Raw genomic sequence first — 17685 nt, 5'->3', positions numbered from 1 at the left:
CTTTGGAAACTTCATTACCAACTTGGTGGCCAGCCTTATCGCCTACTCCTTTCAAGAAAAAAAACCGGGAATCAAATTTGAAACAGAAAACACCTCACAATTGACATTATTTTATTAAAAGCTTAGATCGAACTCAGGTTTACACCAAACTAGCCCACTGGTACAAAGATGTAGAGGAGTCAGGATTTAAGAGCTTCCAAACGGTAGCCAATAGTATTGCTTTAAATTACCGCTCTGTACTCAACTATTTTTTAAACAGAAGTACAAATGCTTCAGCAGAATCCTTTAATGCCAAAGTAAAGGCTTTTAGATCACAATTTAGGGGAGTCAGGAATACGGAATACTTCTTATATTGCTTGATTAAATTATATTCTTAAAATGGTAAAAACCCAGATTTTGGACTTGATCCCTTTTGGACTTGACCCAATAGAATCTCCAAATCAAACCATATAAAGCGATATAAGACCAAATATTGAGTGCAAATTGAGTGCAAATGAAAAGAGTTACACCTTTTACGAAAAGTTCTAAAACGACGAAACCCCCGTGTTTACGGAGGTTTCGTGTTGTGGGCCCTACTGGGTTCGAACCAGTGACCCCCTGCTTGTAAGGCAGGTGCTCTGAACCAGCTGAGCTAAGAGCCCTAATTAATCAGTATTTAAATTCGCCTCTTGATTTCCCCAGAAGCGAGTGCAAATATAGAATAGTTTTTAATTTCCCCAAAGGAAAAAATGGAAAAATTTATACAATTTCTGCCACAACGAAAGTACTCCCCCCAACAAACACAAAATCAGATTTTTTTGCAACCCCTAATGCAGATTTAAGCGCTTCATTTACAGATGCATAAGACTCCCCTTTCAAACCATATTCGGTTGCCTGGTTTTTAAGGACAACCTCATCCAAACCTCTCTGGATATTAGGTTTGCAAAAATAATAGTGGGCTTTTTTAGGAAAAAGGGGTAAAATCTGTTCCAAATTCTTATCCTTAACAAATCCGATTACTACGTGTAGGTCCGTAAATTCCTGTTGCTTAATTTGATCTAACACAATGGTCAATCCTTCCGTATTGTGTGCCGTATCACATACAACTGTCGGATTCTCCCCCAGAAATTGCCATCTCCCCAACAAACCTGTATTTTCGGAAACCTTCATCAAACCATCGGAAATATGTTTATCACTAATATCAAACCCTTTTAATTCCTTAATACTGGCCACAACCCCTTTAACATTTTTGTGCTGGTAGCTTCCCAATAAAGAGGTTTTATAGTTTCCCGGGATTACTTCCCCCGCAAAAATTATTTTCGAGTTTCTCTCTTTGGCAATAGCATTAAAAACCACCGCCGTCTCTTCTTGAAGTTCACTTATTACCACGGGAACCCCAGGTTTAATGATTCCCGCCTTTTCGTAAGCTATTTTGGCAATGGTATCGCCCAACATTTCTACATGGTCGTAGCCGATATTTGTAATCAACGAGACTTCCGGAGTAATTATATTGGTAGAATCCAAACGCCCACCAAGCCCCACTTCAACTATGGCAATATCTATTTTTTCCTCTTCAAAATACCGGAAAGCCATTCCCACTGTCATTTCAAAAAACGAAAGGTCATGCGCCTCCAGAAAAAGTTTATGTTCCTTAATGAAATCAACAACAAATTTTTTATTGACAGGCTGGCCATCAATTCTGATGCGCTCCCTAAAATCCTTTAAATGTGGTGAGGTATATAATCCAACCTTATACCCAGCTTCCTGTAATATGGAAGCTAGCATATGGCTACTAGAACCTTTGCCATTGGTACCTGCCACATGTATACTTTTGAATTTTCGTTCAGGATGACCCAAATAGGCCGAAAGCGTAAGTATATTATCCAGTTTACCCTTAAATGCAGAAATCCCTTTTTGTTGGTACATGGGCAGTTGCGCGAACATCCATTCCAAAGTTTCCTGATAGGTCATTTATTATTGTCTGTTGAAGTTAGAACAAAGTATAGGATCCATACCTTCAATACTTTTTTAATGGCTAATGAAAACTTAAAATGTATTTAGGGAAATAGATTTCGGACAAGGTATGAAAGCTTTACTCGCCCAGTTTAAAATTCACTACCACAAAACCAACTTGTTGGCTAGGAGCATTGGAATCCAAATTCCATTGATGCATAAAAGCGGTTTTCTTTGCGGGCTCCAATAAGCAGGGATGCGTATTGGTTGTTCCTTTTACTCCAGGTGTTGCGCTTACCACCTTACCATTTCGGTCCACTACAATTTTTACCACGACCCTTCCTTCTTCGTTACATTCTTGTTGTATTTTTCCTTGATTCACCAAGGATCGTCCATTAAGGCCATAACCTCCAGTACCACTTCCCGATCCCGGGCTGCCATAATAACTTGTTGCATATGGGGCTCCATCAGGCCGTCCCTTGTCCCCAGCTTTATTATCATCACCTTCGCCACCTGAGGCAGTTCCTTCGGACTTGTTAATACCACCGATCAACTCATCCAGTTTATTCTTTTTAGCCTGTTGTTCCTTACGAACTTTTTCTTCAGCTTCCTTCCTTTCGCGAGCAACCCGTTCCGCCTCGGCCTGTGCCTTTTTGGCCGCTTCGTCTGCCTTGCGCTTGGCTTCTTGCTGTTGCTTTATTTTTATGGATTCCTCACTTTCCTGGGTAAGTAATTTTTCGGCCGGTTTTTCCTTGGCTACCTTTTCCTCAGGTACCTCTTCCACTACTTCTTCCACCTTCTCCTCTTGGACCTTTGGCTCATTAATAGGGGTGTTAAGGGGTTCTGATTTAATTTTTTCTTTAGGCTGCACCCTACCGCTACCAAAATCGGTAGTACCAAAATTGACAGAAATGCCATTTTCTATTGGAGGATCTAAATAGGTAAGTCCAATATAAAAAAGCAATAGCAGTAGTACACTTAACAGAATTGTAGTAAGTGTAAAGGATTTTTTCTCGTGTCTCGTATTAAGTAATGACATTAATTTGGTCGCACCGCCAAAATAACCTTATAATTATTTCTATTGGCAATATCCATAACGTTTACCGCCTCTTTAATGGCAACGCTCTCTTCTGCCCTAAGAATAATAGTAGGCTTCTCTTGTCCTTTTAGTGCCTTTTTTAATTCAATTTCTATATATTGTCCGTTAATCTTCTCGCTGTTTACAAAATATTCCAAATTTTTATTGATGCTCACCGATACGTTTTGGGTATTGGTAGATTTCCCTTTTGCCTTGGGCAACAACAAATCCAACGCATTGGGCGAATTGGCAGTCAGCATAAAGAATATAAGCAATAGGAATACTATGTCCGTCATAGAGGACATGCTAAAATCTGGACTAACCTTGTTTCTGCCTTTTAGTTTCATTTGTTACGTTCTAAAGAGGTTCGTTCAATAAATCTAAAAACTCTACAGCATTTGCTTCCATTTTATGTACCACTTTATCTGTTCTGTTCACCAAATGGTTATACCCTATATAAGCTATAATACCTACTATAAGTCCGGCCACAGTTGTAGTCATGGCCGTATAGATACCTGAGGCCAATGACCCCATTTCCGCCTGCCCGCCACTGGATGCCATTTGATGGAATGCCAAAATCATACCAATTACGGTTCCTAAAAATCCAATCATAGGTGCTGCTCCGGCAACCGTAGCCAAAACACTTACGTTCTTTTCCAATTTATAAACTTCGAGGGTACCGGCATTTTCTATAGCGGTATTAATATCGTCCAAAGGTTTTCCTATTCTGGATATTCCCTTTTCCGTTAACCTGGCTACCGGTGAATCTGTTTGTGCACACAATATTTTGGCCGCTTCCAATTTGCCATTGGTAACGTGGTCCCGTATCTGGTTCATAAAATTGCTATCTATTTTTGAAGCGGCTTTTATAGCAAAAATTCGTTCAAAATAAATATACAGTGCCACAAAAAGCATCACAAACAAAACACTAATAATCAAGATACTTCCTGTACCGCCATTTACTATTAAATCTATAACAGAAAGTGTCATTTCCTCAGACACAACTCCCTCTATTCCTGCCTCTTGAGCAAGGTCTTGTATCAATAACATATATTTTATTTATTTAAGTTGCCTTAATAACGGTCTTTTGTCGATTAAATTATGCGTTTAATACTAAATTTCTAATTAATATAAATCCTATGGCACCAGCAGCAAATCCTAGGAAAGCCAACCATGCTATTTTCTTCAAATACCAGAAGAAGTCTATTTTTTCCATTCCCATAGCTACAACACCTGCCGCAGAACCAATTATTAACATGCTTCCACCTGTACCTGCTGAATAAGCTATAAAATGCCAAACAGGATCATCCATACCTACGGAGAACATACCAATACTGGCCGCTACCAGCGGAACGTTATCTATCACGGCAGAACCAACCCCAAGGAAAAGGACAACCAAATCCGACACTAGTTCTCCACCGGACTCGGTACCCAACATAGGCATTACCTCGTCCAAAGTTCCCGCAAAATGGAACAGCATCCCCAAAGATTCCAAAGCTGCTACAGCCATTAAAATCCCCAAAAAGAAAAGAATACTTGGCAATTCAATTTTCGATAGTGACTTATGTACCGGACTATGATGCGATTCAGCTTCGCTTTCACCGTCGATATTGGAAATACTAAACTTGGCACTACTATAAATTTCAGCAAATGTTGCTACCAAAGCCAAAGAAAGCATCATTCCGACATATGGAGGCAAGTGGGTTATTGTCTTAAAAAAGGGAACAAAAATAATAGACCCCAATCCCAAATAAAGCATAGTAGCCCCGTATTTGGTTTTGGTGGGCTCACTTTCATCCAGATCGCTTTCTATATTTCCTGAAAACGCCTTATACCTGCTAGCTATAAAAGTTGGCACAACCATGCATATAATGGAAGGCACAAGTACATGTTCTATTAATTGTGCGGCAGAGACCTTATTGGCGATCCATAGCATGGTAGTGGTAACATCACCAATTGGAGACCAAGCACCCCCGGCATTAGCGGCAATAATTATCATACCGGCAAACCAAAGCCTGGTTTCCCTATCCTTAATTACCTTTTGCAGGATGGTTATCAATACGATCGTGGCAGTAAGGTTATCTATAATGGCAGACAATATGAAGGCCAGTATTGCGAACAACCAAAGCAATTTTCTCTTACTCTTGGTCTTAATAAAACCTTTAATGGTTGCAAAGCCATCGAAGTAATCTATTATTTCCACAATGGTCATAGCCCCCAGAAGGAAGACCAATATTTCTGCTGTCTTACCCAGATGGTGAAGCAAAATTTCATCTATATGCGAAGCCTCCAGTTCCCTAAGTTCGGCATTAACTTCAAATACCGGCATATGCGCCAAGGCTATAACCGCCCACAATAAGGCCATCATGGCCAGAGCTGGGATTAATTTGTCAATCTTGAGGTTGTGCTCCAATGTTATTGCCAAGTAACCGGCAACGAATAAAATAATAATAATGGTCTCCATGCTATTATTGGTTAAATTTAAATTAATTGATTCAATGCAATCTCAAATCCGGTTTTACTGAGATTAACTTTTGTATTATTTTGGTTAAATATATTTAAAATTGCGTTTCTAATAGTATTCGATGTATCATTAAAAATAAGTTCGTCATCCATGGCGACCCTTCCCTCCATAAAATAGGCAAAAACTCTGGCCATTCCACAGTTGGAAATAAAATCCGGAATTAAACTTACCCGCTCGTCCGTATATTCCATAATGGAACCAAAAAATATTTCCTTATCCGCAAATGGCACATTTGCACCACAACTAATTACCTCCAGACCACTTTCGATCATTTGGGATATCTGGTCCTTGGTCACCAATCTAGAGGCGGCACAAGGAACGAAAATTTCAGCGGATAATTTCCATATTCTTTCATTGATCTCTTCAAACGGAATAATATTATCCGCAAAAAGCTCATTTCCCTTTTTATTCAGAAAGAATGTTCTAATCTCTTCCAAAGTATACCCGTCCTCATTAATAACCCCTCCGGCCCTATCTATTATTCCGACAACTTTCGCACCCATTTGTGACAAATAGAAGGCCGCTGCGGAACCTACATTACCAAATCCCTGAACAATAGCCCTTTTTCCCTCAACCCTACCTCCGTGAATGTCATAAAAATGCTTCACCGCTTCAGCCACTCCAAAACCGGTAATCATATCAGCTACCGTAAACTTTCGCGATATCAGAGGTGAATATTGATCACTCTCCAAGACCTTTACCACCCCTAAACGCAGTTGCCCGATCCTATTTATTTTATCAGCTTCCGTTGGTTTAAAATGGCCATTAAAGACACCTTCTTGAGGATGCCAAACTCCAGCGTCCTCCGTAATTGGAATTACCTCATTGATCTCATCAACATTTAAATCCCCGCCAGTACCGTAATAACTTTTCAGCAAAGGCGCTACTGCATGGTACCATCTTTTAAGCACCCCGGCTTTCCTTGGGTCGTTGGGGTCAAAATTAATACCGGATTTAGCACCTCCAATTGGAGGTCCGGAAACCGTAAATTTCACTTCCATTGTTTTTGCCAAAGACAGTACCTCGTTCATATCCAATCCTTCCCTCATTCTAGTACCGCCACCGGCAGCACCACCACGAAGGGAATTAATAACCGTCCACCCTTCTGCATCAGTCTCTGGGTCTTTCCAGTTAAAAACAATTTCGGGGGGTTTATTTTCATATATTTTCAATAACTCTTTCATTGTACATTAACATTAAACTATTAGATTCCATTCCCTATTATTCGGGATTTTTCACATCCTCGGGTTTATTTTACCAGTGTAGCTAATGTTGTCTCATAATTGTTAAGTCTCCTTACAGATAAAAAAGTATTCGACCGAACAAATATAAAAATATAGATCAGGTTTTAATGTTTTTATTCTCCATTATTATTCCATTGTATACTCGTATATTTGTATTATTCTCACTATTTTATTGATACACATGGATTTTACGCTTTCGGAAGAACAGTTAATGATACAGCAGGCAGCAAGAGATTTTGCTCAAAATGAATTACTGCCCGGTGTTATAGAAAGAGACGACGCCCAAAAGTTTCCTTCCGAACAGGTAAAAAAAATGGCGGAATTGGGATTCATGGGAATGATGGTAGACCCTAAATACGGGGGCAGTGGATTGGATACCATTTCCTATGCGCTTGTTATGGAGGAGCTTTCCAAAATTGATGCCTCAGCCTCGGTAATTGTATCTGTCAACAATTCTTTGGTATGCTGGGGGCTGGAGACTTTTGGCAGTGAAGTGCAAAAAGAAAAATATTTAAGCCGATTATCCACCGGGCAATGCATAGGTGCATTTTGCCTTTCCGAACCTGAAGCGGGCAGCGATGCCACTTCCCAAAAAACTACGGCCCTGGACAAAGGGGACCATTATATCATAAACGGAACCAAGAATTGGATTACCAACGGAAATTCCGCTGAAATTTATTTAGTAATTGCCCAAACTGACATTTCGAAAGGTCATAAGGGAATAAATGCGTTAATAGTAGAAAAAGGAACACCTGGTTTTGAAATAGGCCCCAAGGAAAACAAGCTTGGAATAAGGGGAAGTGACACCCACTCCCTTATCTTTAACGACGTAAAGGTCCCTAAGGAAAATAGAATCGGCGAAGACGGATTTGGCTTTAAATTTGCCATGAAAACACTTGCTGGAGGCAGAATAGGAATTGCGGCCCAAGCTTTGGGTATCGCAGCAGGCGCCTATGAAATGGCCCTTAAATATTCTAAGGAACGAAAGGCTTTTGGCACCGAGATCAGCAATCACCAGGCCATCGCCTTTAAGCTAGCGGATATGCACGTCCAAATTGAAGCGGCAAGACATTTGGTCTATAAGGCGGCCTGGGACAAGGACCAAGGTAATAACTATGACCTTTCAAGTGCAATGGCGAAACTTTATGCTTCCCAGGTAGCTATGGATACCACTATCGAAGCAGTGCAAATTCATGGAGGCAACGGCTTTGTAAAGGACTACCACGTAGAAAGAATGATGCGCGATGCCAAGATTACACAGATTTACGAAGGCACTTCGGAGATACAAAAAATCGTAATTTCAAGAAGTATTTTAAAAAATTAACAATACGACCCCAATATTTAACGGGTGTATTTCAAAAAAATAAATATATTTACATGATACCCCCTTCACTAAAGAAGGGGTTTAACCAACAAATACCTAATTTACACTATTAACCCCCTATTAATAGGAATAACATCAATATTCAAACCTTAATATTGAGGAAATCCCAATTTTATAGGCTTAAATATCAGAATATGCATTTTTTTCAACGTTGAATTATAAACGTTGGATTTCTTGCGCACTATTTGACATAGCACTGCATTAAATGTAAATATTTTGATATTTTTGAACAAATATGATAATTTATGAAGCTGAGAAAACAAGGATTATACCTACCGGAATTTGAACATGACAACTGTGGAGCAGGATTTATTTGTAGTCTTAAAGGAAAAAAGTCGAATGACATTATTCATAAGGCACTAGAAATATTAGAAAAATTAGAGCACAGGGGAGCAGTAAGTTCCGATGGAAAAACCGGTGATGGTGCGGGAATTCTAGTAGATATCCCTCATGATTTTTTTCAAGATGTATGTAGCTTTGAACTTCCCGAACCGGGCAGTTACGCCGTAGGCAACGTATTTTTACCACAAAAAGAGAATCAAAGGGATTACTGTATAGAAGTTTTTGAATCCAATATTAAAAAACAAGGATTAAAATTATTGGGATGGAGAGATGTTCCTGTCAACAAATCCATTCCAGGAAGAATAGCTGCAGAAACCGAACCGTTCGTGAAACAAGTATTTGTTGCACGTGAAAATGACGACCAGGATTTCTTCCATTTTAATTTAAAATTGTTCATAGCCAGAAAGGTCACTGAACATACCATTAATGCTTCAAAATTATCCGAAAGTAAATTTTTCTACGTCCCAAGTCTTTCAACCAAAATTATCATCTTCAAAGGGCTTCTAATGCCAGAGGATATTAGTTTGTACTATAAGGACCTTATGGACCCAAGGGTAGTAACCCGTTTGGCCCTGGTACATCAAAGATTTTCCACCAATACCTTCCCAACCTGGGATTTGGCCCAGCCATTCCGCTACATGTGCCATAATGGGGAAATAAACACCCTTAGAGGCAATGTATCAAGAATGCGCTCCAGGGAAGAATTAATGAAAAGTGATTGGTTTGGGGATGAAATAAAGAACATTATCCCGACCATATTACCAGGAAAGTCGGATTCCGCCACGATGGATATGGTCGTGGAACTGTTGCTAATGACAGGAAGGTCACTACCGGAAGTAATGATGATATTGGTACCTGAAGCTTGGGAGAAAAACAATGAAATGTCCGAGGCGAAAAAGGCCTTCTACGAATATCACTCCTGTTTAATGGAACCATGGGATGGACCTGCTTCCATACCATTCACCGATGGCAACTACATAGGTGCTGTATTGGACAGAAACGGCTTGCGCCCATCCAGATACTCGGTAACCAAGGATGGCTATGTTATTATGTCTTCCGAAGTTGGGGTAGTGGAAATTGAACCGGATAACATTGAAATGCACGGACGACTGGAACCAGGAAAAATGTTCTTGGTAAATATGGAAGAAGGGCGCATCATCAATGACGAGGAAATTAAAGAAAAAATTGCACAAAGGAATCCCTATAAAGAATGGCTGAACAAAAATTTGGTACATCTTAAGGATATTCCATATAATGACTGCCCACTTTTCTTAAATGAGGCTACGGTTCAGAAGAGAAAAGCGGTATTTGGATACACCTTGGAAGATATTAATACCATTATACTTCCTATGGGAAAAACAGCCAAAGAACCCCTTGGCTCAATGGGATCGGACACTCCGATAGCCATATTATCCGAACGCCCACAATTAATTTATAATTATTTTAAGCAATTGTTCGCACAGGTTACAAATCCCCCTTTGGATGGTATCCGCGAAGAGCTTATTACAGATATCAGCTTAACCCTAGGAAGCGATCATAATATTTTTGAATTTTCCGAACTACATTGCAGAAAATTAAAAATTAAAAACCCGGTTATTTCCAAAGAGGATTTGGATAAAATAAAGAACTATGATTCCAGTCCGGACTATAAGGTGGTTTCCATTTCCATGCTCTACGATATTGACAAAGGACATAACGGCCTTGAAGATGCATTGGAATCCATTTTACACCAGGCAGATCAAGCTATTGATGAGGGTACGAACATCATTATTCTGTCCGATAGGAACGTAAGCAAGGAAAAAGCTCCTATCCCAGCTCTTTTGGCCTGTTCCTACGTAAACAGTGGACTTCAAAAATTGGGAAAACGTTCCAAATTAAGTATAATTATTGAATCTGCCGAACCAAGGGAAGTGCATCATTTTGCTTTACTATTCGGATATGGCGCAAGTGCAATAAACCCTTATTTGGTAAACGAAATAATTGCGGAACAAATAGAAGAGCACGATATTACAGATTATACTTTTGAAGAAGCCATTAACAACTATAACAAGGCTGTTGGCAAGGGCATACTTAAGGTAATGAACAAAATAGGGATCTCTACCCTAAATTCATACCGAGGATCTCAATTATTCGAATGTATCGGGATAAATACAAAGGTAGTTGACAAATATTTCCCAAATAGCCCCACAAGAATTCAGGGAATCGGGCTTTATGAAATAGAGAAGGAAATAGCAAAACGCCATCACAAAGCCTATACAGACAAAGAAATAGCTGCAAATTTAGATTTGGAAATTGGCGGACAATATCGTTGGAGAAGAGATGGTGAAAAACACCTCTTCAATCCGTTAAGTATTGCCATGCTACAAAAATCAGTTAGAAACAACGAACCGGATTCCTATAAGGAATTCGCCCAAATGGTGAATGAGCAATCCAAGGATCTGATGACCATTCGTGGTTTGTTCGAATTCTCCAATTACGACCCCATACCTTTGGATGAGGTGGAACCTTGGACGGAAATAGTAAAGCGCTTTAAAACAGGTGCAATGTCCTACGGATCTATCAGTAAGGAAGCTCATGAAAATTTGGCCATCGCCATGAATAGGATCGGTGGTAAAAGTAATTCCGGTGAAGGCGGGGAAGATGCCGAACGTTTTTACAAGAACCAAACCGGTGACTGGAAAAACAGTGCCATAAAACAAGTAGCCTCTGGAAGATTTGGAGTTACTTCCAATTATTTGACAAACGCCCAAGAAATCCAGATTAAAATGGCGCAGGGTGCAAAGCCAGGTGAAGGAGGACAATTACCCGGACCAAAAGTAAATCCGTCCATTGCCAAAACTAGAAATTCCACTCCATATGTTGGATTAATTTCACCTCCACCACATCATGATATCTACTCTATTGAGGATTTATCACAATTGATTTTCGATTTAAAATCAGCGAATCGCGAAGCTAGAGTCAATGTTAAATTAGTGTCAGAAGTAGGTGTTGGTACTGTAGCTGCTGGTGTTTCAAAGGCGAAAGCAGATGTAATCCTGATTTCTGGACACGATGGTGGTACAGGTGCATCCCCATTAACCTCATTAAAGCACGCAGGACTTCCTTGGGAATTGGGAATTGCCGAAGCACAACAAACCTTAGTTATGAACGACCTAAGGAACAGGATAGTCCTGGAATGTGATGGTCAGTTAAAAACCGGTAGGGATGTTGCCATAGCCTGCTTATTGGGAGCAGAAGAATTTGGGTTTGCAACAGCTCCTTTAGTTGCCTCAGGCTGTATAATGATGAGAGTTTGTCATTTAAATACTTGCCCCGTGGGTATTGCAACTCAAAATCCGGAACTGCGCAAAAAATTTGAAGGTAAACCAGAGCATGTAGTTAACTATATGTACTTTGTTGCCCAAGAACTTAGAGATATAATGGCTCAATTAGGATTCAGGACTATTGATGAAATGGTTGGCCAAGTACAAAAATTGGATCGCAAAAAGGCTTTGGAACATTACAAGGCTGCTGGCATTGATCTTACGCCGATACTATATCAGGTTGATGTACCAAAAGGCACTAAATTCTATAATACCCAGAAGCAGGTACACGATATTGAAAAGTCCATTGAGTTTGAGATTTTGGAAAAAGCCCATCCTGCATTATTCAGAAAGGAAAAAATCTCCTTGGATTTCCCAATACATAATACGGATAGAGCCGTGGGAGCTATTACCAGTAATGAAATTTCCAAGATTTATGGTGCCGAAGGCTTACCTGAAAACACTTTAAAATTAAATTTCACCGGTTCGGCGGGACAAAGTTTTGGTGCATTTGCTACTAAAGGCCTTACCATGATCGTGAATGGTAACACCAACGATTATCTAGGAAAAGGCTTATCTGGAGCTAAATTAATAATAAAAGTGCCCTATAAGTCTACCTTAAAACCAGAGGACAACGTAATAACTGGAAACGTTACACTTTACGGAGCAACTTCGGGTGAAGCGTATATAAATGGAAAGGCCGGAGAGCGTTTTTGCGTAAGAAATTCCGGAGCAAAAGCTGTCGTAGAAGGTATTGGAGATCACGGTTGTGAGTACATGACCGGTGGTATCGCTATAATCCTTGGTGAAGTGGGAAGAAACTTTGGAGCTGGAATGAGTGGAGGTATCGCCTATATCTTTGATGAGAAAGATACCTTTAGAAAAAACTGTAATACAGAATCCTTAAATCTTTTAAAAGTAGAAGATGATAATGATATTGCAGAATTAAAAGGGCTTATAGAAAATCACTATAATGCCACACTTAGTCCCATTGCCCAGAGGATATTGGAGAATTGGGAAGATTATTTGCCAAAATTCATCAAGATTTTCCCTGAGGAATACAAGCAGGCATTGATCCGTTTAGAAAAAGAAAAATTAGAAACGATATAATCGAAATATGGGAAAGATAACAGGATTTTTGGAATTCGATAGAAAAGTAGAAGAGTACGCTCCTGCAGATGAAAGAATAAAGAACTACAAGGAATTTACGCTCCCTATGAAAGAAAAGGAGCTAAAGGACCAAGGAGCCAGATGTATGGACTGCGGTATTCCATTTTGTCATAGTGGGTGTCCATTGGGAAATCTTATACCTGATTTCAACGATGCGGTTTACCTTGGAAAATGGGACAAAGCCGCAGAAATATTACACTCCACCAACAACTTCCCGGAATTTACTGGAAGATTATGTCCGGCCCCTTGTGAAGAGGCTTGTGTTTTAGGCATTAATGAAGACCCGGTAACAATAGAGAATATTGAAAAAAACATTGTTGAAACTGCCTTCAAAAAAGGATGGGTCGTGGCAGAGCCACCTGCCACCAGAACCGGCAAAACTGTTGCCGTTATTGGATCAGGACCTGCAGGTTTAGCAGCAGCTCAACAATTAAATAGAGCTGGACATCTAGTTACACTATATGAAAGGGATGAAAAAGTTGGTGGCCTTCTACGATATGGTATTCCAGATTTTAAGATGGAAAAAAACATCATTGATAGAAGGGTAAAGATTTTGGAAGAGGAAGGAATTATAATTAAGACCGGTGTTCATGTAGGAGTTGATGTTTTGGCTACAGAACTTCAAGATCAGTTTGACGCCATTGTTCTTACAGGAGGAGCTACCGTCCGAAGAGGATTACCGATAGAAGGTGCAGACCTTAAAGGAGTGGTACAAGCCATGGATTTCTTAAAACAGAACAATAAGCGTGTAGACGGTATTAAGGATTTAGGTGAGGAAATTAAAGCTACAGGCAAAAACGTTGTGGTTATTGGTGGTGGAGACACCGGATCTGACTGTATTGGAACTTCCATCAGACACGGAGCCGCTTCTGTTTCCAATTTTGAAATTTTGGGAAAACCGCCTGTAGGTCGACCTGAAGATCAGCCTTGGCCATTTTGGCCAATGCGCTTAAGAACCAGTTCGTCGCACAAGGAAGGTGTGGACAGATTCTTTAGCATTTCCACCAAAAAATTTATCGGCGATAAAAATGGGAATTTAAAAGGACTTATTACCTCGGAAGTTGAATGGATTACTGTTCCTGGAAAACGACCTATCCTTAAGGAAATTTCGAATACCGAAAAAGAATGGAAATGCGAATTGGCACTATTGGCAATGGGTTTCACAGGTTCAGAAATGACTATCGCCGAACAATTGGGGCTAGAGGCGGACGCCCGAACCAATATTAAGGCAAGTGAAGCAGATTATAAGACCAATGTACCTGGTGTATATGTTGCGGGAGACCAAAGAAGAGGACAATCCTTAATAGTTTGGGCCATTTCCGAAGGTAGACAAGCCGCTTACCACGTAGACACCTATCTAATGGGAACATCCTATTTACCTTTAAAAGGAGAGGGAGATTTACCTAGGGTTTAATACCTGTTAAAATTACTCCTATAAATTAAATAAGCCGAACCATTGAAGTGGTTCGGCTTACTTAATTCTATATTCTTCTAAAAAATTCAAAATCAATCTTTAGTACCCTTACTTCCCCACCAATCGGCATTGGGTTCAAAATCTTCTGAGAGAACATTCAAACGTTCCCTTTCCAACCTTGGCCACATTTCATTAATGATTTTATCCTTTCTCTCCTTTGCCAATTTTTGATCGTATTCAGGATCTTTCACTGCAAATCTTGCCCCTACCTCGGAAAGCCATGCTTTAAGCTCTTTACTAAGAGCCATTGCAACCTCAGGATGTTCAGATATTACATTGGTTTGTTCTGCAGTATCGGAGGGCAAATGATATAGTTCTTCCCTATCATCTTCCCAATAATGGATCAGCTTCCATTCCTTTTTGCGAATTATGGAGGAGGGCTCACCACCTTGATTACCATAATGAGGATAATGCCAGAACAAAGGCCTATCCACTTCCAGTTGCTTTCCTTCCAACAACGGCCTCAGACTTATTCCGTCCATATGCTGTTCCGGTTTTAGATCGATATCGGCCAAATCCAAAATGGTGGGATAGAAATCGGTACCAATAACTGGAAAATCACTTTCCGACCCCCCATTTTTCAACCAAGGTACTTTTATAAAATAAGGTTCCCGAATACCACCTTCCCATTGATATCCCTTTCCTCCCCTTAGAGGGAGATTACTTGTGGAAAAAGAGTCACCAGAGGCTACTCCTCCATTATCCGAAGTAAAAACAACAATAGTATTGTCCTCCAATCCGGTGTTTTTAATCGCATCCAATACCACACCTACCGCATCGTCCATACTTTCTACAAGCCCGGCATAAATAGGATTGTCCTGCACGATACGAATAGGTAAAACATTTTCCATTTTGTAACCACTTTCTCCCAGCCCTTTATTCTGGGCTTTATCTCTATATTTTTGCCATTTTTTATTGGTGGTTTGAATTGGCCCATGTACGGCATAAAACGAAAGAAACGCAAAAAATGTTGAATCCTTGTGCTGTTTTATAAATTCAGCTGTTTCGTTTGCCAAACGCATTGTAAGGTTCTCCCCCTTAACCCTGATTGGTAATTTCGGATTATCCCAGGGTGAAAAATATCCCCCCATTGGACTGCCTTTATCCCATCCACCCTCATTGATCTGAAAACCATGATCTTCAGGGTAAGAGCCTTCCGACCCTAAATGCCATTTACCAGCGAAGAAAGTTTTATACCCTTTCTCTTTCATGGCCTCTGCAATGGTAACATCCTTAGCCGGCAAAGCATGCACATACTCGGCAGGCAGCAATTTATCGTGACGATTATGAGATCTCCAAGCTTCACCGGATGCAGCCCCGATCCAATCGGTTATTCCATGCCTGGCGGTAAATTTTCCGGTCATGATACTTGCCCTGGACGGACTGCATACCCGGCTTGCAGCATATCCTTGGGTGAAAATCATGCCCTCTTTGGCCAATCTATCAATATTAGGTGTTTCGTAATAAGAACTACCTGTAATACTGAGATCAACAAGACCCAGATCATCTACCAATATAAAAACTACATTGGGTTTTTGTTTTAACTTTTCAGGTTGTTGTTGGCAGCCATAGGTCAGAAAACCAACAATTAGACCACAGATAATTTTGGTTATAGGTAAGTACATTTAAATTCCAATATTACTTGGGTTTAAGGTAACGGTTTTACCATAATATCCTTATAATAGATAACACTTTTGGGATCATGACCTTGTAGCGCAAAAGTCCCTCCTTTAAGAACCCTATGCTGGCGTTCCCCTTCATCGCGTTTGGGATTTTCCGGTTCGGTATAATCAACCACAACAATATCATTTATTTTAATAATAATTCTTTTGTCTTCTACTTTAATATATTCTGTATACCATTCATCATCGCCAACATAGGTTTCAATTACATTAACTATATCATATAAGCTACCGGTACGCTTCCAATCCCCTTGAGAATTGTTCACCTGTACCTCATAGCCATATACTGGCCAACTGGCTTCTTGATAGCGGGTATGGATATAAATCCCTGAATTAGATCCAGGCTTGGTCATAACGGACGCCTTGAATTCAAAATTATTAAAATCATGGTTCTCTACATCTCCAACATAAAACAAATGAGCCTTGGGGCCAGCAACTTTTATTGCACCATCTTCAATTGAAAATGTATGGGCGTTTTCTCCGACTTTCCAACCATCTAAATTTTTACCATTAAACAAGGAAATCCAACCATCCTTTTTCTTTTTACCCCCAACTTGACCTGTACTTGTATTCAAAATTCCTAGGCAAAGCACTAGGCTCATTAGATATGCAAAATTGTTTTTCATTGTTTTATGTTATTAATGAAGAGACAAGATATTAAAAAATGGGTTACTCTAAAGATATTGTTGAATCTATTTTAGGAAGGCGTTGAATATTGCCTGTTGGCAAAAGAATACTTTATTGTACCGATCGCTTAAGGTAGCAATGCAACAATTAGGTGATCTGAAAATTGAATGATTTGATTATTTGAAGATGGGTCAATTTGAAAATGTACCAATTCATCAATATACCAATTGTTCAATGTATCAATTAATGTCTAAACGCAGTGCGGTACAAAGGGCTACGGGAATTAATCACGCAGTAGGCGTGCATTCAATGACTGCCCACCGTTACAGGTAAAACGCAGTAGAGGCGGGTGCAGGAATTGATTACGTTAGGGGCGTGCGCTTTTGTTGGATATGGAACAAAAAAAAAGTCCCCTCATCTTGCGATGAAGGGACTTCCAAAAAAAGGCGGCGGCCTACTCTCCCACTTAGTGTAGCAGTACCATCGGCGCAGACGGGCTTAACTTCCCTGTTCGGAATGGTAAGGGGTGGGCCCCGTCGCCATGGCCACCTAAAATCGTTGATGTTTTTCCATGGCCCTGGGGCCATGGTCTACCCGAACTGCATTGCAGTGCGGGCCACCTAAAAACTTCTATACTTTAATGTCCAGTACCCTTCAGCGGATGCTGAGCGTAGCCGAAGCATGACATAATAATGGGACAGGGCGGCCGTTTCGGTCGCACTAAAATAAGGTAAGGTACACGTACTGTTGTTTAAAAAAAGGTTTGTTGCGCCCCCGCACAAGGCGGGGACGGCGTTTGCGCAAGCCAACGGGCAATTAGTACCACTCGGCTACGGACATTGCTGCCCTTCCACCTATGGCCTATCGACGTGGTCATCTCCCACGGCCCTTTAAAGAAATCTCATCTTGTGGCGGGTTTCGCGCTT

12 protein-coding genes, 1 tRNA gene and 2 rRNA genes are annotated in these 17685 nt (G+C 40.3%); 4 read left to right on the top strand and 11 right to left on the bottom strand.

Annotated elements, in window-relative coordinates; all coding sequences use genetic code 11:
- Positions 1-113: 113 nt before the first annotated feature.
- Entirely contained in the window at positions 114-377 is a 264-nt protein-coding gene (locus MWU78_RS21690) for a transposase (RefSeq protein ID WP_247001807.1), read from the top strand.
- A gap of 189 nt (positions 378-566) precedes the next feature.
- On the opposite strand, the gene MWU78_RS21685 is transcribed toward MWU78_RS21690, so the two are convergent.
- From MWU78_RS21685 to MWU78_RS21655, 7 genes are all read right to left on the bottom strand, one after another.
- Positions 567-641 (bottom strand) — tRNA-Val (locus tag MWU78_RS21685).
- Between the two features lie 97 nt (positions 642-738).
- Positions 739-1950 carry a folylpolyglutamate synthase/dihydrofolate synthase family protein gene (locus MWU78_RS21680; RefSeq protein ID WP_247001805.1) on the bottom strand — a complete coding sequence of 404 codons (1212 nt, stop codon included), beginning with the start codon at positions 1948-1950 and terminating at the stop codon, positions 739-741.
- 121 nt (positions 1951-2071) lie between these two features.
- The gene (locus MWU78_RS21675) at positions 2072-2971 is read right to left on the bottom strand and encodes an energy transducer TonB (RefSeq protein WP_247001803.1); all 900 of its coding nucleotides are present in this window, start codon (positions 2969-2971) and stop codon (positions 2072-2074) included.
- Entirely contained in the window at positions 2971-3357 is a 387-nt protein-coding gene (locus MWU78_RS21670; RefSeq protein WP_103440935.1) for a biopolymer transporter ExbD, read from the bottom strand. The genes MWU78_RS21675 and MWU78_RS21670 overlap by 1 nt, the downstream gene beginning before the upstream one ends.
- 10 nt (positions 3358-3367) lie before the next feature.
- Complete coding sequence (locus tag MWU78_RS21665) at positions 3368-4060, bottom strand: MotA/TolQ/ExbB proton channel family protein (RefSeq protein WP_247001801.1); 693 nt, start codon at positions 4058-4060, stop codon at positions 3368-3370.
- 49 nt (positions 4061-4109) lie between these two features.
- Positions 4110-5474: a sodium:proton antiporter NhaD gene (gene nhaD, locus MWU78_RS21660; RefSeq protein ID WP_247001799.1), complete on the bottom strand. Its 1365-nt coding sequence runs from the start codon at positions 5472-5474 to the stop codon at positions 4110-4112.
- Positions 5475-5491: 17 nt separating this feature from the next.
- Complete coding sequence (locus tag MWU78_RS21655; protein ID WP_247001797.1) at positions 5492-6718, bottom strand: Glu/Leu/Phe/Val dehydrogenase dimerization domain-containing protein; 1227 nt, start codon at positions 6716-6718, stop codon at positions 5492-5494.
- Between the two features lie 241 nt (positions 6719-6959).
- Between MWU78_RS21655 and MWU78_RS21650 the strand changes: the two genes are divergently transcribed.
- The 3 genes from MWU78_RS21650 to MWU78_RS21640 all read left to right on the top strand — a co-directional run bounded on the left by MWU78_RS21650 (position 6960) and on the right by MWU78_RS21640 (position 14390).
- Positions 6960-8102, top strand: a complete 1143-nt coding sequence (locus MWU78_RS21650; protein WP_247001795.1) for an acyl-CoA dehydrogenase — start codon at positions 6960-6962, stop codon at positions 8100-8102.
- A 305-nt stretch (positions 8103-8407) separates the two neighbouring features.
- Positions 8408-12916, top strand: coding sequence for a glutamate synthase large subunit (gene gltB / locus MWU78_RS21645; protein ID WP_247001793.1), 4509 nt, complete (start codon positions 8408-8410; stop codon positions 12914-12916).
- 7 nt (positions 12917-12923) lie between these two features.
- Entirely contained in the window at positions 12924-14390 is a 1467-nt protein-coding gene (locus MWU78_RS21640) for a glutamate synthase subunit beta (RefSeq protein WP_247001791.1), read from the top strand.
- A gap of 92 nt (positions 14391-14482) precedes the next feature.
- Here the strand turns inward: MWU78_RS21640 and MWU78_RS21635 are convergent, their stop codons facing one another.
- The 4 genes from MWU78_RS21635 to MWU78_RS21620 all read right to left on the bottom strand — a co-directional run.
- Positions 14483-16075, bottom strand: coding sequence for a sulfatase (locus MWU78_RS21635; RefSeq protein ID WP_247001790.1), 1593 nt, complete (start codon positions 16073-16075; stop codon positions 14483-14485).
- A gap of 23 nt (positions 16076-16098) precedes the next feature.
- On the bottom strand, positions 16099-16758 hold the full coding sequence (locus MWU78_RS21630) for a DUF1080 domain-containing protein (protein ID WP_247001788.1): 660 nt from the start codon (positions 16756-16758) through the stop codon (positions 16099-16101).
- Between the two features lie 442 nt (positions 16759-17200).
- Positions 17201-17312 (bottom strand): 5S ribosomal RNA (gene rrf / locus MWU78_RS21625).
- A gap of 243 nt (positions 17313-17555) precedes the next feature.
- Positions 17556-17685 (bottom strand): 23S ribosomal RNA (locus MWU78_RS21620); the annotation flags it as partial.

The organism is Arenibacter sp. F26102 (assembly GCF_023015865.1).
In the GTDB taxonomy this organism is placed as follows: Bacteria; Bacteroidota; Bacteroidia; order Flavobacteriales; family Flavobacteriaceae; genus Arenibacter.
Note: the sequence above shows the minus strand (reverse complement) of the source record. Positions and strands in the feature narration are given on the sequence as shown.